The organism is Streptomyces sp. TP-A0356 (assembly GCF_001417775.1).
Taxonomy (GTDB): Bacteria; Actinomycetota; Actinomycetes; order Streptomycetales; family Streptomycetaceae; genus Streptomyces.
Map to the genome: position 1 here is coordinate 459,270 of NZ_BBZJ01000015.1, position 20,473 is coordinate 479,742.

General features: G+C 72.0%; 22 protein-coding genes and 1 pseudogene. 14 read left to right on the plus strand and 9 right to left on the minus strand.

The features are described from left to right. Nucleotides 1-172: 172 nt before the first annotated feature. Nucleotides 173-1,462 (minus strand): ROK family transcriptional regulator, encoded by a 1,290-nt coding sequence (locus ASC56_RS10660; RefSeq protein WP_055491009.1) that lies wholly within the window; start codon nucleotides 1,460-1,462, stop codon nucleotides 173-175. A 543-nt stretch (nucleotides 1,463-2,005) separates the two neighbouring features. Then, on the minus strand, nucleotides 2,006-5,173 hold the full coding sequence (locus ASC56_RS10665) for a cytochrome P450 (protein ID WP_055491010.1): 3,168 nt from the start codon (nucleotides 5,171-5,173) through the stop codon (nucleotides 2,006-2,008). 866 nt (nucleotides 5,174-6,039) lie between these two features. Here ASC56_RS10665 and ASC56_RS10670 point away from each other — a divergent pair. The 6 genes from ASC56_RS10670 (at nucleotide 6,040) to ASC56_RS10695 (ending at nucleotide 11,892) form a co-directional block, all read left to right on the plus strand. Beyond that, a complete protein-coding gene (locus ASC56_RS10670; RefSeq protein ID WP_055491011.1) occupies nucleotides 6,040-6,318 on the plus strand; it encodes a hypothetical protein in 279 nt (92 codons plus the stop codon). A 105-nt stretch (nucleotides 6,319-6,423) separates the two neighbouring features. Further along, the gene (locus tag ASC56_RS10675; protein ID WP_055491012.1) at nucleotides 6,424-7,062 is read left to right on the plus strand and encodes a PAS domain S-box protein; all 639 of its coding nucleotides are present in this window, start codon (nucleotides 6,424-6,426) and stop codon (nucleotides 7,060-7,062) included. Between the two features lie 400 nt (nucleotides 7,063-7,462). Continuing rightward, nucleotides 7,463-7,957 carry an FBP domain-containing protein gene (locus ASC56_RS10680; RefSeq protein ID WP_055491013.1) on the plus strand — a complete coding sequence of 165 codons (495 nt, stop codon included), beginning with the start codon at nucleotides 7,463-7,465 and terminating at the stop codon, nucleotides 7,955-7,957. Between the two features lie 216 nt (nucleotides 7,958-8,173). After that, nucleotides 8,174-9,463, plus strand: a complete 1,290-nt coding sequence (locus ASC56_RS10685) for an FUSC family protein (protein WP_055491014.1) — start codon at nucleotides 8,174-8,176, stop codon at nucleotides 9,461-9,463. Nucleotides 9,464-9,495: 32 nt separating this feature from the next. Then, nucleotides 9,496-10,572 carry a hypothetical protein gene (locus ASC56_RS10690; protein ID WP_055491015.1) on the plus strand — a complete coding sequence of 359 codons (1,077 nt, stop codon included), beginning with the start codon at nucleotides 9,496-9,498 and terminating at the stop codon, nucleotides 10,570-10,572. A 111-nt stretch (nucleotides 10,573-10,683) separates the two neighbouring features. Next, nucleotides 10,684-11,892, plus strand: coding sequence for a lactonase family protein (locus tag ASC56_RS10695; RefSeq protein WP_079102414.1), 1,209 nt, complete (start codon nucleotides 10,684-10,686; stop codon nucleotides 11,890-11,892). Here the strand turns inward: ASC56_RS10695 and ASC56_RS41765 are convergent. Next, nucleotides 11,860-12,111: pseudogene (locus tag ASC56_RS41765) on the minus strand (DUF2470 domain-containing protein); the annotation flags it as partial. The gene ASC56_RS10695 and the pseudogene ASC56_RS41765 sit on opposite strands and share 33 nt — an antisense overlap. A 13-nt stretch (nucleotides 12,112-12,124) precedes the next feature. Further along, on the minus strand, nucleotides 12,125-12,955 hold the full coding sequence (locus ASC56_RS10705; protein WP_055491017.1) for a pentapeptide repeat-containing protein: 831 nt from the start codon (nucleotides 12,953-12,955) through the stop codon (nucleotides 12,125-12,127). Between the two features lie 317 nt (nucleotides 12,956-13,272). Here ASC56_RS10705 and ASC56_RS10710 point away from each other — a divergent pair, with 317 nt between their 5' ends. After that, nucleotides 13,273-13,737, plus strand: a complete 465-nt coding sequence (locus ASC56_RS10710) for an SRPBCC family protein (protein WP_055491018.1) — start codon at nucleotides 13,273-13,275, stop codon at nucleotides 13,735-13,737. Nucleotides 13,738-13,838: 101 nt separating this feature from the next. Beyond that, complete coding sequence (locus tag ASC56_RS41770; RefSeq protein ID WP_055491019.1) at nucleotides 13,839-14,057, plus strand: DUF5999 family protein; 219 nt, start codon at nucleotides 13,839-13,841, stop codon at nucleotides 14,055-14,057. A gap of 83 nt (nucleotides 14,058-14,140) precedes the next feature. On the opposite strand, the gene ASC56_RS10720 is transcribed toward ASC56_RS41770, so the two are convergent. From ASC56_RS10720 to ASC56_RS10730, 3 genes are read right to left on the minus strand one after another with little or no spacing between them, the layout of a single operon-like run. Continuing rightward, entirely contained in the window at nucleotides 14,141-14,476 is a 336-nt protein-coding gene (locus ASC56_RS10720; protein ID WP_055491020.1) for a hypothetical protein, read from the minus strand. Continuing rightward, the gene (locus ASC56_RS10725; protein ID WP_055491021.1) at nucleotides 14,466-15,185 is read right to left on the minus strand and encodes a hypothetical protein; all 720 of its coding nucleotides are present in this window, start codon (nucleotides 15,183-15,185) and stop codon (nucleotides 14,466-14,468) included. Before ASC56_RS10725 ends, ASC56_RS10720 begins: the two co-directional genes overlap by 11 nt. Nucleotides 15,186-15,194: 9 nt before the next feature. Then, nucleotides 15,195-15,494 (minus strand): hypothetical protein, encoded by a 300-nt coding sequence (locus ASC56_RS10730; protein ID WP_055491022.1) that lies wholly within the window; start codon nucleotides 15,492-15,494, stop codon nucleotides 15,195-15,197. 331 nt (nucleotides 15,495-15,825) lie between these two features. On the opposite strand from ASC56_RS10730, the gene ASC56_RS40560 reads away from it, so the two are divergent. From ASC56_RS40560 to ASC56_RS10745, 3 genes are all read left to right on the plus strand, one after another. Then, complete coding sequence (locus ASC56_RS40560; RefSeq protein ID WP_159039628.1) at nucleotides 15,826-16,164, plus strand: hypothetical protein; 339 nt, start codon at nucleotides 15,826-15,828, stop codon at nucleotides 16,162-16,164. Continuing rightward, complete coding sequence (locus ASC56_RS10740; RefSeq protein ID WP_055491024.1) at nucleotides 16,165-16,365, plus strand: hypothetical protein; 201 nt, start codon at nucleotides 16,165-16,167, stop codon at nucleotides 16,363-16,365. It abuts the gene before it with no gap. 73 nt (nucleotides 16,366-16,438) lie between these two features. Continuing rightward, a complete protein-coding gene (locus ASC56_RS10745) occupies nucleotides 16,439-16,969 on the plus strand; it encodes a hypothetical protein (protein ID WP_055491025.1) in 531 nt (176 codons plus the stop codon). Between the two features lie 506 nt (nucleotides 16,970-17,475). Here the strand turns inward: ASC56_RS10745 and ASC56_RS10750 are convergent. Further along, nucleotides 17,476-17,664: a hypothetical protein gene (locus ASC56_RS10750; RefSeq protein WP_159039629.1), complete on the minus strand. Its 189-nt coding sequence runs from the start codon at nucleotides 17,662-17,664 to the stop codon at nucleotides 17,476-17,478. Nucleotides 17,665-17,678: 14 nt separating this feature from the next. Continuing rightward, complete coding sequence (locus ASC56_RS10755) at nucleotides 17,679-17,873, minus strand: hypothetical protein (RefSeq protein WP_159039630.1); 195 nt, start codon at nucleotides 17,871-17,873, stop codon at nucleotides 17,679-17,681. A 118-nt stretch (nucleotides 17,874-17,991) separates the two neighbouring features. On the opposite strand from ASC56_RS10755, the gene ASC56_RS10760 reads away from it, so the two are divergent. The 3 genes from ASC56_RS10760 (at nucleotide 17,992) to ASC56_RS41780 (ending at nucleotide 20,344) form a co-directional block, all read left to right on the plus strand. Beyond that, nucleotides 17,992-18,756, plus strand: coding sequence for a DNA-binding transcriptional regulator (locus ASC56_RS10760; RefSeq protein WP_055491028.1), 765 nt, complete (start codon nucleotides 17,992-17,994; stop codon nucleotides 18,754-18,756). A gap of 793 nt (nucleotides 18,757-19,549) precedes the next feature. After that, the gene (locus ASC56_RS41775) at nucleotides 19,550-20,023 is read left to right on the plus strand and encodes a hypothetical protein (RefSeq protein ID WP_234376916.1); all 474 of its coding nucleotides are present in this window, start codon (nucleotides 19,550-19,552) and stop codon (nucleotides 20,021-20,023) included. A 66-nt stretch (nucleotides 20,024-20,089) separates the two neighbouring features. Further along, the gene (locus ASC56_RS41780) at nucleotides 20,090-20,344 is read left to right on the plus strand and encodes a DUF559 domain-containing protein (protein ID WP_234376917.1); all 255 of its coding nucleotides are present in this window, start codon (nucleotides 20,090-20,092) and stop codon (nucleotides 20,342-20,344) included. Nucleotides 20,345-20,473: the final 129 nt, after the last annotated feature.

Genomic DNA, 20,473 nt, shown 5'->3' on the forward strand with positions numbered 1-20,473 from the left:
CGCCGCGCATGGCCGCCCCGCATGGCCGCCCCGCATGGCCGCCCCGCATGGCCGCCCCGGCATGCCGCGCGACTCGGCGGGCGCTGTATGCCCTGCCCTGGCGCGATCCCCCTCCATCGCGCCGGCCTCGGCGGGGCGCGAACCCCGGCAGCCCCTGGTCCGCGGGATCGGGTCAGCGCGGTGTGCGTTCCTCCAGGGCCGTCTGCCAGGCGGGCGGGCGGCCCTCGTGGGCCGGCTCCGCGCGTCGGCCGCCGCGGGCGAAGAAGTCGGCGAGCGGCAGGATCGCCGCGCCGACCGTCACGGCGTCCGGGCCCAGTCTGCCGAGGTCGATGGAGACCCGCTCGGCCGGATACCGCAGGGCGTACGACGTCGCGTGGCGCCGTACCGCGGGCAGGAACCGGGAGCCGAGCTGAAGGCCCGCCCAGCCGCCGATCAGGATCCGCTCGGGCTGGAAGAGATTGATCAGGTCGGACAGGCCCGCGCCCAGGTATTCGGCGGTCTCCTCCAGGACGGCCACCGCGACCGGGTCGGCCGCGCTGCCCTCGGGCGGGTAGGCCGCGGCCAGCAGGGCGGTCAGTGCGGTCTCCTCGTCGGCGTCCACCGGCGGCCGTCCGCCCTGCTCTCGCCAGCGGTCGAGGAGCGCTTCCGCGCCCGCGTACGCCTCCAGACAGCCGAGGGCTCCGCACCGGCACCGGCGCCCCCTGACCCGTACGGTCAGGTGGCCCCACTCCACGGCCCGGCCGCTGCCCACCTCCTCGGTGACGAGGCAGGCGCCGACACCGGAACCGAAGAGGACCACGACCGCGCTGTGGGCACCGCGTCCGGCGCCGAACCACATCTCGGCCTGACCGAGGGTCTTGGCTCCGTTGTCGATGAAGTAGGGGACGGACTCGGGGAGTTGGCACGTGGAACGGAGCAGGGACTCGAACGGCACGGCGTCCCAGCCGATGGTCTGGCCGTGCACGACGGCCCCCAGGTCGGAGGTGCGGGCGACGATGCCGGGTACGCCGATGCCGATGCCGAGGAGCCGTTCGGGGGCGATGCCCGCGGCGCCCAGGACCTCCGACACGCCGTCGCGGACATGGCCCACGACGCCCTCGACGTCGTACCGCTGGTGCTCCAACGGGCGATCGGTGCGGGCGAGTTCGGTGAGGGTCAGGTCGAACAGCTCGACCCGCACCCGGGTCTCGCCGACGTCGACGCCGATCATGTGGCCGCTGGCGGGCGCCACGCGCAGCAGGGTGCGCGGGCGGCCGCCGTCGGAGTCGACACTGCCGGCCTCCTCGACCAGGCCGTCGGAGACCAGTTCGGCGACCACGTTGCTGATGGAGCCGGAGCTCAGACCGGTCGCCGGGCCGAGCTCGAATCGGCTCATGGGGCCGTCGAAGTACAGCCGCCGCAACACCTCGGCGCGATTGCCCCGGCGCAGATCGCGCACCGTGCGCCCGTTCCGCCCCGCCATATGGCTCCTTCCGCCCTGCCCGACCTGCACGATACCGCTGTGCCATCCCGGGCCCCCGATCCGCGCGCGCTTAAATCACACCCTAATTTAAGACCTGAGCAGGCGGTACGGCGGAAGGGCGCGTGGTGCGGTCGGCGAGGGGCTCGGCGATACCGTCGAGGGCGGCGTACGCGGCCCGGGGCGTGCGGGCCATCGCGTCCGCGCGGGCGGGGCAGCCGGGACGGACGCGGCCGGGGTCGGCCAGGGTCGCCGTCGCAGGGCGGACGTCCCGCGGCATCCGGAGCGCGGTGTGCCCCCTTCCGGCCGCAGCCCCGCTCGCCGACGTGGGCCCACTGTGCCACGTACGGCCGACGACGGCATACCCCCCGCCGCCGCCCCCGCCGCCGCCCCCGGCCGTGCTTCACATGTCGGCGCGGCGGACGGCCGACGGTCACCCGCCGCCCGGCCCGCTCTCGGCCGACCGGCCGCGTCCACGTGTCCTCCGCTCACCCGGCCGCGTCCACGTGTCCTCGGCTCACTCGGCCGCGCCCACGTGTCCTCCGCTCACCCGGCCGCGTACACGTCCTCGACATACCGTCCCGATGCGATCAGCTCGTTCAGCCACCGCTCGGAGTCCCCGCCCGGTGTCCGCTCGCCGTGCAGCGCGCGGAAGGCCGCCCGGACGCCCGGCGCCATCCGGGATCCGTCGCCGCAGACGTACACGCGGGCCCCGGCGTCCAGCAGCCGCCACACCTCGTCGGCCTCGGCGGCGATGCGGTGCTGGACGAAGGTGACACCGCCGACGGGCGCGGCGCTGAACGCGGGGCGCAGCGAGACCGCGCCCGCGGCCTCTGCGGCGCGCAGTTCCTCCGCGTGCAGGAAGTCCGCGTCCGGTGCGTCGCAGCCGAAGTAGCAGACGGCCGGGGCGAGGCGGGCGCCCTCGGCCAGCGCCCGCACGCGGTCCGCGATGGCTCCGCGGAACGGGGCGAGGCCGGTGCCTGCCGCGATCATGATGACCGCGTCCGCATGGTCGACCCGGAAGGCCTCACGGCAGGGCTGGATCCGCGCCAGGACGGTGTCGCCGCGCTGGACGGCGGTGAGGTGGCCGGAGCCGGTACCGCGATAGGTGCCGTTGCCCGAGCGGGCCGGGGCCTGCAGGAGCGAGACCATGAGGTCGATGTGACCTGGGTCGGTCACGGACGACGAGGACACCGAGTAGTGGCGCGGGCGCAGAGGCGTGAGGACCTCGAGCAGCGCCGGCCAGTCCAGGGCGCCGCGCAGGGCCGGGTAGGCCTCGATCAGCTCGACGAGGGTGCGTGGGTCGTCGGTGAGGGCGGCGAGTTCACGGCGCTCGGGCGGGCACGGGTTGGCGGCGGCGAGGGCGGCCAGCCGGCCGGCGGTCGGTCGTTCCTGCAGTTCGACGTGGTGGGTGAGGGGTTGACGTACCGTCAGGGGGCGGTCGACGGCGAGTCCGTCGCGGCGCGGGCGTGCGGCGCGGATGTCCAGGACGGTGTCGAGGTCCACGCCGAGTGCGGTGGCGGCCCGCTCGACCAGGGCCTTGTCGTTGACGGGGAGCACGGTGACGTGGTCGCCGGTGCGGTAGGTCGTGCCGTCGGGCAGGGCCAGGCGCACGAACCGCTTGAGTCGCGGATGGCCGGGCGCGGTCAGGTCGTACGCCTCGGTGACGGTCATCGGGACCAGATCGTGGCGTTCGGCGAGCGCGTCCAGCGATCCGCCGGTGAGGGTCCGGACCTCGTACGACCGGGCGGGTTCCGCGGTGCCGCCGGTGGCGTCCGGGTCGCCGTACCGCTCCAGGAGGGCGGTGCGCAGCCGTGCGGTGAATGCCCGTACGGTGCCGCCGAGGTCGCCGGAGGCGTCGGCAGCCTCGCGCGCCAGGAGGCGGGTGCCGCCCAGCCGGTCGAGGCGCTCGTCGATGCGGGTCGGGACGTGCTGGTAGGTGGCGGCCCAGTTGCGGTCGCCGATGCCGAGAACGGCGTAGGTGACGTCCGCCGCGCTCGACGAGTCCTCGGACAGCCAGGCGGCGAAGGCGGTGGCGTCGTCCGTCGGCTGCCCGTTGTAGGAGGCGGCGGTGATCACGACGACACGGTCGGTGGGTAGTCCGCCCGCGTACGCGTCGAGGGGCGCGACCTCGGTCTCGCAGCCGACCATGGCGGCCTCGTCGGCGAGTTGCCCGGCGAAGTCGCGGCAGGTGCCGTAGTTGCTTCCGTGCAGGAAGAGCGCGCGGGTGCCGGGGCGTACGCGGGCGGGCAGGGTGGTGTCGTCCACCGCGGCGTCGGTACGGCCCTGGACAGCGCCTGGCAGGGGTGCGTGCTCCCGGTCCGCGGCCGTGCGCGGCGACAGCGTGAGGGTGAATCCGTCGGGCTTGAGGGTGAGCGTCTCCTTGACCGTGAGCCGGTAGTCGGCGTGGTCGTGGAGGCGGTAGCGGTGCACCAGCATCGCCAGCAGCATGGTCGCCTCGTGCAGGGCGAACTGCCGTCCGATGCAGGCGCGTTCACCGGTGCCGAACGGCTTGAAGGCGTGCGGCGAGCGAGCGGCCTCCGCCTCGGGCGTGAAGCGGGAGGGGTCGAACAGCTCGGGGTTGTCGCCCCACACCGGCTGCCGGTGCAGCATGGGGGCGAGGACGGTGACGGGCTGTCCGGCGCGCACGGGGAGGCGGCCGCCGAGCACGGTGTCCGTGCGGGCCCGCCGGCTGAACGCGGCGGCGGTCGGCCACAGCCGAAGCGCCTCGTTGAGCACCTGCCGGGTGTAGGTGAGCCGCCCGATCTCCTCGTACGTGGGTTCCGGGTCGGCGACGCCGCCCCACAGGGCGTCGGCTTCCCGCTGGACGAGTTGCAGCACGGCGGGGTTCTTGGCCAGGTAGTACAGGGCGAAGGACATCGCGCCGGACGTGGTCTCGTGGCCGGCGATCAGGAAGGTGATCACCTGGTTGCGTATGTTGGCGGTGTCGAGGGTCGTACCGTCGGCGGGGTGCGGCGCGGTGAGCATGAGGCCGAGCAGGTCGTCCGTGCCGGTCTTCGCGTCGCCCGCCCGGCGTGCGGCGATCACGTCGTCCACGACCTGCGCCAGGTAGGCGGCGTCGTCGCGGAAGGCCGCGTCCGCCGCGGTGTGGTCGCTGCCCGGCACCCGGCTCAGCCGGGTCATGCTCCATTCCAGGCAGCGGACCATCGACTCGACGAAGGGGTGCGGCTCGTCCCGCTCGAAGGAGCCGAAGTCGTAGCCGAATCCCGCGAGCCCGATCGTGTCGAGGGTCATGCGCGTCATGTCGTCGGGGACGTTCACGGGCCGGCCGCCCCGGCTCGCCCGGTCCCAGGATTCGATCAGCCTGTGCGCGACGCGCAGCATCACGGGGTGGTACGTGCGCATGGAGCCCAGGGCGAAGGCGGGCATGAGGATGTCGTGGGCCTTGGCCCAGTTGGGTTCGTCGTTGTACGCGGTGAACAGGCCGTCGGCGGTGAACTCACGGACGTTCTCCAGCGCGGGGCCGATGGCCTTGGCGAAGCGCGTCTCGTCGGCGAGGTCGGTGACCAGGTCCAGATCGCCCACGAACAGCGCGTCCCGCCCGTGCAGCCGGCGCACGAGCACCGGCCCGTGCCGACGCATGAGCTCCATGGCCTGCTGGATCGGGGTACTGCCGGGGCCGATGTCGGAGATGTCGATCACGGGGACGTCGTGCTCGGTACCGGTGGTCTGCGGGTGGGCGGTGGGGGCCATGGCGCGACAACTGCCTTTCGCGTACGGGAGTCCTGCTCCCAGCTTGGTCGTCGACCATGGGCGGACCAGGCCCCGGAACTACATGATTCTGCAGTCGAAACCCCGCCCCGGGACTTGCCAAGCGGGCCGGGGTGCGCAAGCGCCGGGACGGCCGCGGCGCGAGGGGGCGCCGCGGCCGGGCGGTGTCGGGGCCGTCCCGTCGGGACAGGGGTGCGCCGGGGCCGTCCGGCCGGGACGGCGGGTGGTGGGGCCGTCGGCCCTCCGACCAAGACAGCGCGCGATGGAGCCACCGGCCCTCCGACCAAGACGGCCGGTGGTGAGGCCAACGGCCCTCCGACCGAGACGGCGGGCGATGGAGCCACCGGCCCTCCGGCCAAGACAGCGGGCGATGGAGCCACCGGCCCTCCGACCAAGACAGCGGGCGGTGAGGCCATCGGCCCTCCGACCAAGACAGCGGGCGGTGGAGCCACCGGCCCTCCGACCAAGACGGCCGGTGGTGAGGCCACCGGCCCTCCGACCAAGACAGCGGGCGGTGGAGCCACCGGCCCTCCGACCAAGACGGCCGGTGGTGAGGCCACCGGCCCTCCGACCAAGACAGCGGGCGGTGGAGCCACCGGCCCTCCGACCAAGACAGCGCGCGATGGAGCCACCGGCCCTCCGACCAAGACGGCCGGTGGTGAGGCCAACGGCCCTCCGACCAAGACAGCGCGCGATGGAGCCACCGGCCCTCCGACCAAGACAGCGCGCGATGGAGCCACCGGCCCTCCGGCTGGGACGGCGGGTGGTGGGGCCGACCGGTCGATCTCCTTGGCTGTCGAGCGGGTCGTGGAACCGGGCCCCGTCGCGCCCGCCTAGTATCCGGGGCCGTGGCGACAACCTTTGAAGAACTCGTGGAGATGCAGCGTGCGGCCAACGAGGCACAGGCGAAGACCGCCGAGCTGCGCGAGAGATACGGCCCGCCCACCGCCACGCCCTGGAACAAGCAGCAGACCGAGACGTACGAGACCGCGTGGCGCGCCTGGCGGGACCTCGACCGCGACCTTCAGGCCGAGTTCGCCGAGTACGCGAAGGCGCACGGACGAGCGCGCAGCGACGTCGAGGCGGAGGTGCAGGCACAGGCGCGGGAACCGGCGGAGGGCGCCTGACCGGCCGGCCGGGACGGCACGCGGTGGCGGCCACCTGCTCACCTCGGCAGACGGCCACTGACCTGGACGTCTATCGTTGATCGCGCCGGTGTGGAAAGGGGCGCGATGGAGTCGGTGCGGGCGTCCGGAGTCATATGGCGCAATCGGGCCCTGACGCTCTTCGACCGGATCCCGATGCCGGTCGCGGTGTGCGATGTGTATGGGGCGATCGTGCTGGCCAATCCGGCGATGGCGGCCGAGTGGGGTACGACGCCGGGAAGTCTGCGGGGGCAGAACGTACTGGACCGGTTCCGGCCGCAGGAGCCGAACCAGATCGAGCGCATCGCCCACGCGCTGCGGCTGCGGCACCGCTCGCGCTATCCGGTGTCCGTGCGCTGGGACGCCGCCGACGGGGTGTGCCGCCATGGCGAGCTGACCGCGGACCCGGTGAGCGACTCGGTCGAGGCCACGCCGGCCCTGCTGGTTGTGGTGCGCGTACTCGGCGACTGCCCCGTGCCGGACGACTCGGCCGCCGCCCCGCCGGCCGGCCCCGCCGAGGCCCGCATCCTTGCCCTGCTGGCCGGGGGTGCGACCACGGCCCGCGTCGCACGGGAGACCGGCCTCACCGTCGACGGCGTCACCTATCATCTGCGGCGCCTGTCCGCGCGATGGGGCGCGGCGAACCGCACCGAACTGGTCGCCCGCGCCTACGCGCTGGGAGTGCTCACTCCTGGGGTCTGGCCGCCGGAGGTGGCCGACTACTGACCGGTGGCGCCGGTCAGCCGCGCCGGCCGCTGCGGGCGGGTACCGGCCCCGGCGCCCGAGTGCTCCACAGTCCCCGCGCCCTCGGGAGCCCGCGCCCAACTCGACGTATCGCGGGCCGCGGTGGTCCGCGTGGCGTCCCAACTCGGCGATGCAGAGGCGGTGTCCGGGGTGCCGCTCAAGACGGCACGGCAGCCGGCGAACGGCAGTCGAGTATGAGCCGCAGCTCGCGGCTCACCCGGGGTCCCGAGGAGCGGACCGCGACATGACACAGGGCACGCTGGGCCGCCGTACGCGCTCCCCCGTCGCGTTCGAAATCCATTGGCCCCTCCCCCATGGAGCTGGATAGCTTAGCAATGAGCCTAGTACTCCTAGGTTTCCTTTCGATCCAGAAGGACTCGCCATGAGACCACTCACCGAGCAGGACATTCGCAACTCGTTCATCAACTGCTCGAAGGGGGAGGCGAAGCGGCTGGCGATACCCCGTGACCTGGGCGAACGACCCTGGGACGATCTGGACTTCCTGGGCTGGCGGGATCCGGGGGCACCCGATCGCAGCTATCTGGTCGCCGAACGTGCCGACCGGCTCGTCGGCGTCGCGCTGCGCTTTCCGTCCTCGCAGCGCGGCTTCCTGCACCGGAGCATGTGCACGCTCTGTCTGACCACCCACCCCGGCAGCGGTGTCTCCCTGATGACCGCCCGCAAGGCGGGCGCGGCCGGGCGCGAGGGCAACTCGGTCGGCGTCTACATGTGCACCGACCTCGCGTGCTCCTTGTACGTACGCGGCAAGAAGGTGCCCGAGGCCGGGGGCCGCTTCCACGAGAGCCTCACCCTGGACGAGCAGATCACCCGGACGGTGGGCAATCTGTCCGCCTTCCTGGACAAGCTGGAGGGCTGACGGCCGCCCTCCGGTGGCCGGACCGCCGTCCGGCTCGACGGTTCACGGAGGGCGGGCGCCCCGGTCGAGGGCGCCCCGACCGGAACGTTCGGGGCGGGCGCGGGCACGGGCGCGTACCCCCTGTCGGGTGCCGAGGGTGGCCGGGGCCCCTGCCACGCGGTTCCCATCTCTCTCGTGCACGTTCGTTGCCGGTGTGGAAGGGGAAGAGCCCTAGGGATGCGAGATGTACGTGAGGCCTGGGCGACGGTCACCGCCCGGACCGTGAAGTTGCGCCAGAATCCCGATGTCGTCCAGGCGGTGCGTTCCACCGCCGCCGCGACGATCGCCTACGTGGTCGCGGTACACCTAAGTCCCGAGCCGGCCCCGCTCACCGCGCCCCTGACCGCCCTGCTGGTGGTCCAGGTCACGCTCTACGCGACGATCACCAACAGCGTGCGCCGGGTGAACTCCGTGGTGGCCGGTGTCGTCATCGCCATCGGCTTCAGCATCCTGGTCGGCCTCACCTGGTGGAGCCTGGCCCTGATCATCCTGGCCTCACTGGCCGTCGGACATCTCGTACGGGTCAGCGAATACGTACCCGAGGTGGCGATCAGCGCCATGCTGGTCCTCGGGGTGACCCAGGTCGGCAGCACGGCGTGGGCCCGGGTCCTGGAGACCTTGATCGGCGCGGTGGTCGGCCTGGCCACCAATCTGTTCTTCGCTCCCCCGGTGTGGGTGCAAACGGCCGGGGAGTCCATCGAGGACCTGGCGCGCCGGATGCGACAGCTGATGCTGCGGGTCGGGGAGCAGGCCGCGGGCCGTTCACCCGTGACGCAGGTGACCGCACGGCTGCTGGAGGCGCGCCGGCTCGATCACGACATCGTGGTGGTCGACGCGGCACTGCGGCAGGCCGAGGAGAGCCTGAGGCTGAACCCCCGGGTCCGCGAGGGCCTGTTGTACCGCATCGTGCTGCGCACCGGGCTGGACACACTGGAGATCGTCACGGTGGTCCTGCGGGTGATCACCCGTACCCTCTCCGACCTGGCGAAGGAGCGCGAACCGGAGGCACTGTTCGAACCCGAGATCGGGGCCACGCTGGAGCGGCTGCTCTCCGAGATCGGTGACGCCGTGGTCAGCTTCGCGGTGCTCGTCACCACCGATGTCACCCGCAGCGCCGAGAACGCGGAGGTCCGGCTCGCCGAGCAGCTGGTCACGGCGGGCGCGACCCGCGACAAGCTGGCCCAGCTGCTGCTGGAGGAGGTCCAGCGGGACACACGCCAGTGGCAGCTTCACGGCGCCATCCTGACCGAGGTCAACCGCATCCTCGACGAGCTGGACACGGAGCACCGAACCCGCCGTCTGCTGGAGGAACTGGACCGCGGCACCCGCGAGCAGCGGGAGCGCAACCCCTTCCTCACGAGGCTGTGGGACCTGAGGCGCCACCCGCGGCTGGCCCGCGTGCACGCTCTGCTCCTCGGCCGGATCCTCCGCCGGAACCGTCCGACCCCCCGCCGGCGTTCCAGATGACGACAACGACGGGACGAGGAAAGGGCCGGGGCATGGGCACGGTGCGGATCGACGGGAACTCTCTGGTGCTGCCGGGGGGTGTACGGGTCCGTTTCATGCGGACGCTGCGACTGCCGGAGAGCGGGACACACCCGCTGCCTCCGGGGCTCGGGGAGTTTCCGGTCCGCCGGGTGGAGGACCATGCGCAGACGGTGCCGGCCGAGTGGCGGGCACGCGGGGGCGTGATGCTGCCGGTGTACCTGCGCGAGGCCATGTGGCTGAGCTTCGGCGCGGCGGAACCGGCCGCCCTGCAGGTGGGCGTGGGCAAGGTGTGCGCGGTCTCCGGCAGGCCCTGGAGCTCCCGCCTCGCCCGCGACCCGCAGAACTATGTGGTGCTGCCGCGACAGCCGTGGCTCGACGGGATCAACTCCGGCAGGGGGACGGTCCGCCAGTTCGTGGCGGTACCGCTGGGGCTCGGTGCCACGGTCGAGGGCCAGGTCACCGGTGAGGAGGTCTGGGGCGGCCTGCAGCTGCAGACGTTTCCGCTCCGGGAGGCTCCGCTCGCCAGGTGGCGCGAGGAGGAGCGGCGCAAGCGCGAGCGGGCCCGGGAGATCGAGAAGGCGATGTCGGCGGGCGCGGGAGTCTACGGGGGCGCTCCGCCGGCCCCTGGCGCACCGCCCGCGCCCGCCGCCATGGCCGCGCCGGGCAGTGCCCCGATGGCCGCGCCGGGCGGAGCCCCGCGCAGCGCACCCGCGATGGGCCTGGGCGTCGGCGGTTCGATGCGCCAGGAGGTCTACCGGGACGAGTGGCCGGACGGGAGCTGGGCGGAGGAGGCGGCCGGACGGGTGTTCGTGCATCTGGTGACGCCTCCGCAGTGGCGCCGCATCACGGGTGAGGCGCCTCCGCCGTCTCCGGTGGACCGCGCCGCGTACACGAATGCGGGGCTGCCGTGGTTCGACCACTACGACCAGGACGCCGAGGACCTCGCCCCCACGGACACGCTGGGCCAGGTCAAGTCGGTGGGCGACTGGCTCGGCGACGACCACGACCCCTGGCAGCCGCCCTCCCCGCACCAGGTGAAGCCGCTCGGCGATGCACCGGGCAGGCCGGTGCAGGACGGCGACTGGTAGCCCCTCAGCTGTTGCATATGATGCAACGCCCGTTGTCCATCTTGCACTTGGCGGTCGCCGGGCGCCATGGTGGCTGTCACAGCTGAGGCCGTCGACTCTCGAGGTGCGGGCATGGACAGGGGTGCGGAACGGGTGCGGGGTTCGCTCGGCGGCTGGAGCAGACGGCGGTTCCTCGGCGCCGCCACGGCCGCCACCGCGGTGACGACGATCCCGGCGCCGGCCGCGCCCGGGCAGGCGCCGACGCCACAGAAGGACCCGACGGGGGCGTCCTCGCCACCGGGCCGCCCCTCGGGTCCCCGCCCTCTGTTCCTCGGCACGTACACCTCCGTCGAGGGCGGCGGCCAGGGCATCGGCCTGGCGACGTACGACCCGAGGAGCGGCCGGATCACCGCCACCGGGACGGTGCCGGGGGTGGCCGACCCGTCGTACCTCGCGGTACATCCCGGCGGGCACACGCTCTACGCCGTCGACGAGCGGCAGCAGGGCGGGGTGACGGCCGTACGCCTGCCCGAACACGAGATCCTCGGCACCCGCGACACCGGCGGGGCGGGTCCCTGCCATCTGTCGGTGCACCCGAGCGGGCGCTGGCTGCTTAGCGCCAACTACCTCTCGGGCAGTGTGGCCGTGCATCCCGTCGAGCTCTCGGGTGCGCTCGGTGAGCGCACCGATCTGGTCACGCACGCCGACCCGCCGCCCGGGCCGGGTCAACTGGGACCGCACGCCCACCAGTTCATCACCAGTCCCGACGGTGGCCACGTCCTCGCCGTCGACCTGGGCACCGACACCGTATACACCTACCGCCTCGACCCCGCCCGGGGCACGCTCACCGAGGCCTCCCAGGCACACACGCGTCCGGGCGCGGGGCCCCGGCACCTCACGTTCCACCCCGGCGGCCGCTTCGCCTATCTCGCGAACGAGGTCGACAACACGGCCGTCGTCTGCGCCTACGACCCGGCGACCGGGCGCCTCACCCCGGGCGAGGCGCAGTCTACGGGCACGGGCGAGGGCACGAGTTATCCGGCGCAGTTCGTGGTGACGGCGGACGGCTCGTACGCGTATCTCGCCAACCGCGGTCACAACAGCCTGACCCGGTACGCCATTGAGGCGGGCGGCGCCCGGTTGCGGCTGCTGGACACGGTGCCGGTGGGCGGGGACTTCCCGCGTCACATCGCGCTCTCCCCCGACGGCCGGCTGCTGTTCGCGGCGAACCAGCGGTCGAGCACGGTCAGTGTCTTCCACGTCGACGGGGCAAGCGGTGGACTGCGGCTCGCGGGCGAGCCGTTCGCGTCACCCGTCGCGGTCTGTGCGCTGCCGCTGTAGCGCGCGCGGACAGGTGGCCCGGGCGGCCCGCGTCAACAGGACGTGTATGCGTTCGGTCAGTTGCGAGACATCGTCGGCTGGCCGGTAGAACGTCAGGCGTACGTCGCCGTGGCTGCGGGCCCGCTCGATGCGCAGCGTCAGCCCGTGCCGGTCGACGGCGAGCGGCAGAACGCGTACGGCGCCGTGCGGGCCCTCCGGATCGACGAGACGGGTGAGCCGTGCTCACCCGGCGTCAGACGTGCGCTGTCCAGTGACCGGGGCGAGTGACTGACGCCGGCAGCCGGGTGCCCGCGCTGCCCCGCGCCGCGTTGATCTGAGGCTGGGTCAGGAAGATGGCGCCGGTCAGATCGGCTTCGGTGAGGTTCGCGTCGCGCAGGTCGGCGCCGATCATGTCCGCACCGCGCAGATCGGCGCCCGTGAGGTCGGCGGCTATGAGGTAGGCGCCGCGCAGACTGGCACCGCGCAGATCGGCCCCCTTGAGCCGGGCACCGATGAGATCGGCGCCCCGGTGGTCCTTCTTCCTCCGCCCGGCACCGGCTCGCACCAGCTCGCTGGTGCGCAGCAGCAGCACGTTGACCCGCCGCCGGTGCCCGTGCACATCCAACTGCCCAAGCTCCTCCGAGGTTTGGAGGGTGAGCCGCTCGGTGCCCTCCAGCATGCGGCGCAGATCGGCGTGGACCGGTCGGGCGGCCGGCAAGGTCAGCGCCTCCGTCAGGTACCACAGGAGTTCGTGCAGTTGGCGCATCACGGGGAACACGTCGAACATCCGCCGCCGGTGCTCCGGGTCGCCCGCCCGCCAGTCCCGTCCGCCGAAGGTGATCCGGGATACCTTCTGTCCGGCGCCGAAGCAGTCGTAGACCGTGCAGCCGGAGAACCCGCGGGTCCGCAGCTCGGTGTGGACGCCGCAGCGGAAGTCGTCCCGCAGGTTCGGGCAGGGCGTGCCTGCGTCCTTGCCGATCGCGAAGTCCGCAGAGGCGGCGAAGGGCAGCGCGACACAGCACAGCGCGAAGCACTGGCTGCAGTCGGCGCGCAGGTCGGAGCGGTCGGCGGGGGTCGCGTGCATGACGTCCAGCCTAACGACCGGGCGGCGCGGCTGAGGGCAGCGGTCTGCCGAGGGGGCAGCCGTCCGGCGCCCGGGGGCCCTCGGCGCCTCGACCAACCGACGACCGACCGACGACCAACCGAACCGACGACCGACGATGACCTGGGGAGGACCCTGCAGGAACTCGCCCTGCACGGCCGGGGCCCGCCCGTGCCCGTGCCCGCCGACGACCCCGCCTTCCGCCGTGCGCTCGGTGCCGGCGGGAGTGATCCTGAGTGGGACGACTGACCAGGAGGAGCAAGGTGAAGGCGCACGGCAGCCGTGATCGAGGGACCGGCATGACGATCGACGAGACGGCGGAACGCGTGATCGGGCTGCCACCGGAGCGGGTGGCCGCATACGCGATGGACTGGCGCCATGATCCCGAGTGGACCCAGGGCATCCGCACCGCGGAACTCACCCGGGAGGCGGACGCGGGCGGCTTCGGCGTCGGAGCCGAGGTCACCCGCACCGCGCACTTCCTCGGGAAGCGCATCCACTACGTGCTGCGGGTCGCGGCGTACGACCCGCCGGAGCTCCTGGACATGGTGTCGGTGGCGGGCCCGATGCCCATGCACGTCACGTACAGCTTCGCCGCACACCCTCAGGGCACCCTCGCGCGCATCCGGGTGCGGGGCGAGGCCGCCGGCTACTACCGTCTGGCCGCGCCGTTCATGGCCAGGCAGGTCCGCTCGTCCATCGCCAAGGACCTGCGCGACCTGGAGCGACAGCTGCTGGAGCCGCCGGGTCCCGCACACACCTGAACTCACCGCCGAGTTTCCTGCCCTGTGGGCGTCCTCTCATCCGTACGAAAACCAACTCCGCTACCACGGAGGGACACCGCGTACGACCCTGGAGAGACGTCATGTGCACGCACTGGCCTCCGTGCCCGCCGGCCGACCGCCCCGACCACGACGCGGCGGTCATCGTCTCCGCCCACCCCGAGCAGGGATGGAACCTGCTGTGCAACGGCACCATCGTCTTCGACGAGACAAAGATTGGGTTAAAACTCCCCCAGCTGCTCCCACGGGGCCTTCGGATCACAGGCGCCCCGACCTGGGGCGAAGCGATTAGCGTTCGCTAAGTCGATCTTGATTCGGCGGGCCTGGCCTGCTCAGGGATCGCTGGCGAGCCGGAGCAGACGCAAGCGATTCACAGACGGCCAGCTCAACGCCCGCGCCGAGCGTCGTTCTTGGCGCCCCAGCCGCCCGGATCGTCCAGCGTGCTGCGGTCGATGACCCGGCTCACCGCCGACCGGCTGAGCCGGGCGCGCAGCTCCGGCGGCCACGTCTTGACCGCCTCGCGGTCCGCCTCGGTCAGCCCGTCCAGGGGCGCCACGGCGGGCTCGTCGGCGGGCTCCGGCCGGGCGGCGCGGTCGGCCACCTGGAGGCGCCGGTACTCGGCTGCGAGGCGCTGCGCCTCGGCGGCGACGCCGGGGGCCGACGGGTCCCGGGCGATCTCTCGCAGCCTCCGCTTGATCTCCTTGCGGCGGTCAGTCGTCATTGTCGTCCTCCAGGGGTCCGAACTCGTACTCGAAGTTGGCCAGTTGAGCCAGCACCGCATCCGCGCTGTCCGGCTCGCCGCCCAGCGGAGGCGCCGGGGCGGCCGACGGCGGCCGGGCCGATGGACCGGGCGGCAAGGCGAGCTGCTGCCGGGGCGGCTCCGGCTCGGGGCCGGGGTCCCCGCCACCCAGGGAGCGCAGCGCGCGGCCTGCCATCTCGAATGCGTAGTCCTGGAGCTTCGCGCGGTAGGCGCCGTCCACGTCCGGCAGGGCCGCCGTCACGGCCTGTACGGCGGCGGCGACGGCTGCCGCGACGTCGTTCGCCTCGTCATCGACACGCTTGTCCAGGGCGACCGTCAGCGCCTCGGGCGCGTCCGCGCCCCGCAGCCTGCGGCGGGACTCGTTGATGCGCAGCAGCCGGTCCACGGCCTTGAGCCGGGTGTCAGGGTCCTCGGCCGTAGTCATGATCGTGTACGCGCGCTTCCACAGGGCCGACAGCTCCGCTTCGCGCAGGGCCACGTACTCCTCGGCGGCTGGGCCGACCCGGGCGCCGATCTCCTCGGTCAGGATCTCCTGCACCCGGGTGGGGCTGAGTTCGACCTGAGTGGCGATCTGCCGCACGGTCAGCCCGGCGACCCGCAGGTTGAAGATCGTCGCGTTGCGGTCGGCGTGCTGCGCCGTGTTGGGCCGGGCCTGGGGTGGGACAGCCATGTTCGCACCTCAGTGTTCGGCGTCGGCGAGGACGCGGGCCAGCTCGTGCAGGACGTTCACGGCGTCGTCGCAGGCCTGTTCGGCGGCGGCCTGCCAGGCGCCGAAGGCGTGCGCCCACCGGCTCTCCCGGGGACGGTGAGGGCCGGTACGGCCGGGGACGCGCATCGTGCAGGGCTCGCCGACCGGTGCTCTGCACCACCGGCACGGGAAGTCGGTCGGCCGAGGCTCCGGGACCCGGCGGGCGTACCGTGCCCGCGCCTCGGCGCAGGCCGACTGGAGGACGGCGGCGGGGGTGGGGGTGGGGGTCATGATTGTGTCTCCGTTCGATTGAAGACCGATAAGTGTTCGATGAAGTGTTCGGTGATCTTGTTCGATCGGCTATTTGATCGAACACCTTCGAGTCGAACTCGGATCGGACTTTCGCAAGTCAGAGGGTGTTCGATCGAAGTTCGATGGTGTTCGGTCCGCGAGCAGTGCGTCCCACGCCGGTGAGCGCGCAGCCGGTGTGCAGGTGTGTCGGCTCGGGCCGGAACTACCGGCCCTGCCTGTTCCACTTCGACGGCCTGCCCCCGGCGGAGCAGGCCCGCGTGCTGCTCCGGCTCGGGGTCCACAACCCCTGCCCGACCAGGAGGAGTTGACCATGACCGAGCCGAGTGACGAGATCGTGGCGGCCGGGCGCGAGACGATCGCGGAAGTGCTGGAACTCGCCAGGGAAGCCGTCGCAGCCGTCGTCCGGCGGGTCGAGCTGGAGACCGGGGTCACGCTCTCGGCTCTGGCCTCGCCCTCGGTCATGGACGCCACCCGGGCACAGATCGGTGACGCACTGCTCCGAGCCCGGTACGCCGTCGCGGCGGCAGAGACCGTCCTCGGGGGTCACCTGGGGCGAGTCCAGGACCCTCGGGGAGCTGATGCGCGACCCCATCTGGAGCGACGAGGAGCGCGAACGGATCGTGGACAACTTCCTTCGGGCGGGGATTAGTTGAGCGGTAGCGACGCTGTCACGCAGCACCAGCGGCGCAGGCTCCTGATGCTCATTCGGGAGCACCCGGGTCGCACGGCGGAGGAACTGTCGGCCCGGCTGTCGGCGGCGGACCGGAGCATGCTTGGCCTCGTGCTGCGGTCGGCTCGCGAGTGCTGCCTGCTCCGGGCCGACGACGAGGGCCGCTACTGGGCCACCTGACCAGCTGGGACCCGCTTGCCGGCCTTTAGCTATATCGACCCCAGGGCCGGGCCGAGGCGCCCACAATCCCCGCATGACACTGGCTGCTGCATCCTGGTGGACCGACTGGCCCAAGTTCCTGCCCGGCTGGCTCGCGTTCGCATGGACGCTGGGCACCGGCGCCCGGAAGGTGTGGCTGCGAAGCCACAAGGTCGCCCTCGGGGCCGCTGACAACGAGCTGCGTGAGGCTCTGAAGACCGCGCGGACGCTGTTCGAGGACATCACCTCGCAGGGACGCCGCACCGTCGACTGGTTCCAGGCTGCCGAAAGGCGGGAGACCTCCCGCACGATTCGCGACCTGGCCGACCGCAGGAAGGACCGCATCCTCTGCCAGGAGCTGAAGGCAGTGGCCGATGCCTGGGACAAGGCGTTCGCCGTGGCGCCACCCATGCGTGTAAGTGACTGGTTCCCGAACGCCAATCTCTCGCCGCAAGTGAGGCAGGAACGGGAGTCGGACCAGCAGCGGTTCGCCGAGCAGGTCAGCTTCACGCAGACGGGACTGGACCACCTGACGGCGGCCCTTGGCCGTCTCAATGAGCTGGAGCGCCGCACCCTCGGCCGGTGATCGGAGGGTGCGGGCCGAGTCCCGCTCGGTCCGGACAGCCTGTCCGCCTCCGGACGGCACCCGGACAGGCGGGACACGGCCTGTCCCGGACAGCGGGACAGCAGCGGACAGGACAGGCGAGGGTGTCCCGGACAGGCGGGACAGGGCCGGACAGGACAGCGGGACAACGGCTCCCGGTCGGGACGGGTTGTCCGGCTCTCCCGCGCGGTGTCCGGTCCGGCGGACAGGTTGTCCGGCGGCCCGAGGCTGCGTGTCAGCCCAGCGCGTCAGCCCCGGCCGGTCAGGCTGTCAGCCGGTTGTCAGTGGTCCGTTTAGGGGCGTTTTAGGCACCCCGTCAGGTCGCTTGTCAGGCGCCTGAAACGGCCTCCCGCCTAGGACTCTCCCGGCGATCACGCGGCTGACGCCACAGGCTGTGTCAGCCCGGTCCCGCTGACGCCAGCACGGCCCGCACCTCGGACATGCGAGAGCCCCGGGCGGGGAGGGCCCGGGGCACGTTTGTGGGGCTGTCAGGCTCCCCGGCCGGTGGGGTACCGGCGGGGGCGCTCGGGCTGCGGCGGCGGGGTGCAGTCGGCCGGGTCGGCGCAGACGATGACTTCGATCTCGGGGCCCGAAGCCCGGGGAATCCAGTGCCGGATGCCCGCCTCGGTCCACCGGCCGCAGTGCGCGCACGTGCCCTGGGCCGGGGGCGAGGTCATGTCCCACGCCTGCATCACCGGTTCACCCGTCCGGCGCAGCGGGGGCACTCACACGGCGGGAAGGCAAGGCTGAACGCCGGCTCGTCGGCGGGCGGCACATGCCGGGCGGGCCGGAGGGGGGTGCGCTGGCCGGTCGCCGGGTCTAAGCGGTAGACCGAGATGGTCAGGCCGGGGTGCGTGGTCTTGTCGTCACTGCCTGTGGTCCTCATGGGCTTCAACATCGCGCGCACCTGTCACACGGCGCGGCGGCGCAGGAGGCGTCACTCCGACGGCGGACGGGGCGTCAAATCGGTGTCATTGCCCAGCCTGCGCGGGTAGCTTGATCGCATGACCACACCGAACAGCACACTCCGGGCCGTACGACTCGGTTTATTGATGAGCCAGGACGAGTTCGCCCGTGCGGTGCGGGACGCCGGGCAGCGCACGGGCCAGCGCAACGACGCCACGAAGCGGCTCGTGCAGCGCTGGGAGAGCGGCGAGACGGCCGCGCCCCGGCCGGTGTACGCGCGGGCCCTTGAGGCCGTGACCGGGCTCCCCATCGAGGCTCTGGGGTTCGCGGCCCCAGTGCCGCAGATTCGGGTCACGGGCGACGGGCACGGAGGCCACGACGTACAGGACAGCCCGGTCGGCATCCCGACCCCCAGCGGCCAGCCGACGACGCAGGCCGCCCCGAGGGGCAACTACTCCGGCATCTGGCTGAGCACGTACGAGTTCTTCAGCTCGGGACGGGACTCGACCTTCACCGGCAAGCACTACGTGGTGCTGCTCCAGCACGGCAACCGGCTCACCGGCCGCAGCCTGCCGCAGGGGTCGCTGAACCCCGACTCGCCGCTGACGCTTGACCTCCAGGTGGAGGGCAACATCGTCACCGGCACGTGGAACGAGCAGACGGCGACTGACGGCTACTACCGAGGGGCGAGGTACTTCGGGGCGCTCCAGATGCTGGTGGAGCCGACCGGCCGCCGCATGGCCGGGAAGTGGGTCGGCTTCGGCAAGGAGTTCGACGTGAACTCCGGCCCGTGGCAACTGGAGTTCGTGGACGCCGACACCAGCAAGGCCACCATCGCCAAGTACAACAAGGCGCCCGAATGACCGGGGGCGGACAGCACGAGGCCCGGCTCGGCACATAACCAGCCGGGCCTCGTGCTGTGTGGGCTCAGGTCAAGTTTTGTAACCCTGGGGGACGTCTCTGAGCAGGCAGTATGCGACGCGGAATCGCACAGAACCCTTGGTTTGCGTTTGCCGCTCCGGGCGGGTCTACTGCACCTCGGCACACCGGGAGGGAGACCCCCGAACGGAACTGTGTGCAAGGTCACTTGAGGGATTCGGCAGCCGGAGCAACACCCAAGAAGCACCCCGGCAGCACCCTAGGAACATCCCAGCAGCACCCCAGGAGCACGTCTCCCCATTTGCAGTCGGCCGAATCGCGTTTCGATCGCCCCCGCCTAGACTGCTCACCACATGCAAAGGAGCCCGGTCACCGCCCAGTTGGCCTAGGAAACCGAGGGCGGGGAGCGGACTCCCTGCGTGTGCCCGTAACCATCGAGAAGTGGAAGGACACACATGCACCATAACCAGTCGAGGCCTGACCTGCACGGGTGGGCCTGGGCTCGTCGCGCAACCGGGTGGCTGAGGCGTTATCGGCGGGTCATCGTTCTTCGCGCCCTGTACGGCGCGGCGTACGGCGCGAGCACCACGGGCGCCAGCCTGCTCCTGGTCTGGCTCAGCTCCCGTTTCTGAGCGGAGCCCACGAAACGGGCCCGTCACCTGCTGGTGGCGGGCCCGCCGTGTCAGCGATCTCAGGCCTGCCGGCTCGTAACTCACCAAGAGACGTGAGCACTTGCGGCCTCTTCCGTTGTCGGTGGTGGCTGTCACAATTCCGTGCATGAGTGATGAGCTGCCGTCGCCCGACATGTCCCTCGCCCTGGACGCTCCCCAGAACGCTCCCCTCGTGAGTGAGTGGCTGCTCGGCACGAGCGCCGTACTCGCGTATCACCTCGGCAAGTCCGATACGGCGCGAATGATCGCCGACGTGTCGTCGGTTGAGGTCCGGCTGTGGAACACCGAGTACGACCACGAGGGCTACCGCATTGTTCTCGTGGTGGAGCCGAGCCTGTACCCCACGTACGACGAACGAGCGCTGGAGGGCATCGCTGAGGTGGTGCGAGAGGTGCTGTGGGGGTCAGGCAAGTCCGTTGATGAGCTCGTCGCCCGGCCGTCGATTCCTCGCCTCGGCCCGGACTGGCGCAGGCAGGTCAAGACTGCCGACGGCCCCAAGCCCAGCAATCAGGGGCGAAGGCAGCAGCTCGAACCCAGTCATCCGGTGGAAGACCAGCTTCGCTTCGCCAACGAGTGGTAGCGGGACGTGTACCGGGTGCTCAAGGGGCGGCAGGCCACACTGCCGGACAACGAGACGATCGGGATCATGCCACTCGGTGGGATGCGGGTGAGGGGCTGGACGTTCGAGCCGGACCTGTTGGTCACCTATCGCGGATACGCCGGAGTGATCGAGATCGACGGCCCGCAGCACAAGGGCCACGCCGGTTACGACCACAGCCGTAGCCGTCTGTTCCTGCACTCCGGCGTGAAGGTAGTCGACCGGCTGAACGTGGAGGAAGTGAAGACCCTGGCGGAGGTCGAGAAGTTCGTGGATGACTTCCTGGCCCAGCTCAAGCGGTAGACAGCGCAGAGCCCCCGTCGGGTGACGGGGGGCTCAGTCGGCCTTGTCCGGGGCTCCGGCGGGCCGGGAGGGCCGGGCTGGTGGCGTTGGGCCCGGGGGCCGGCGCGGCCGGGAGGGGGCCGCTCAGCG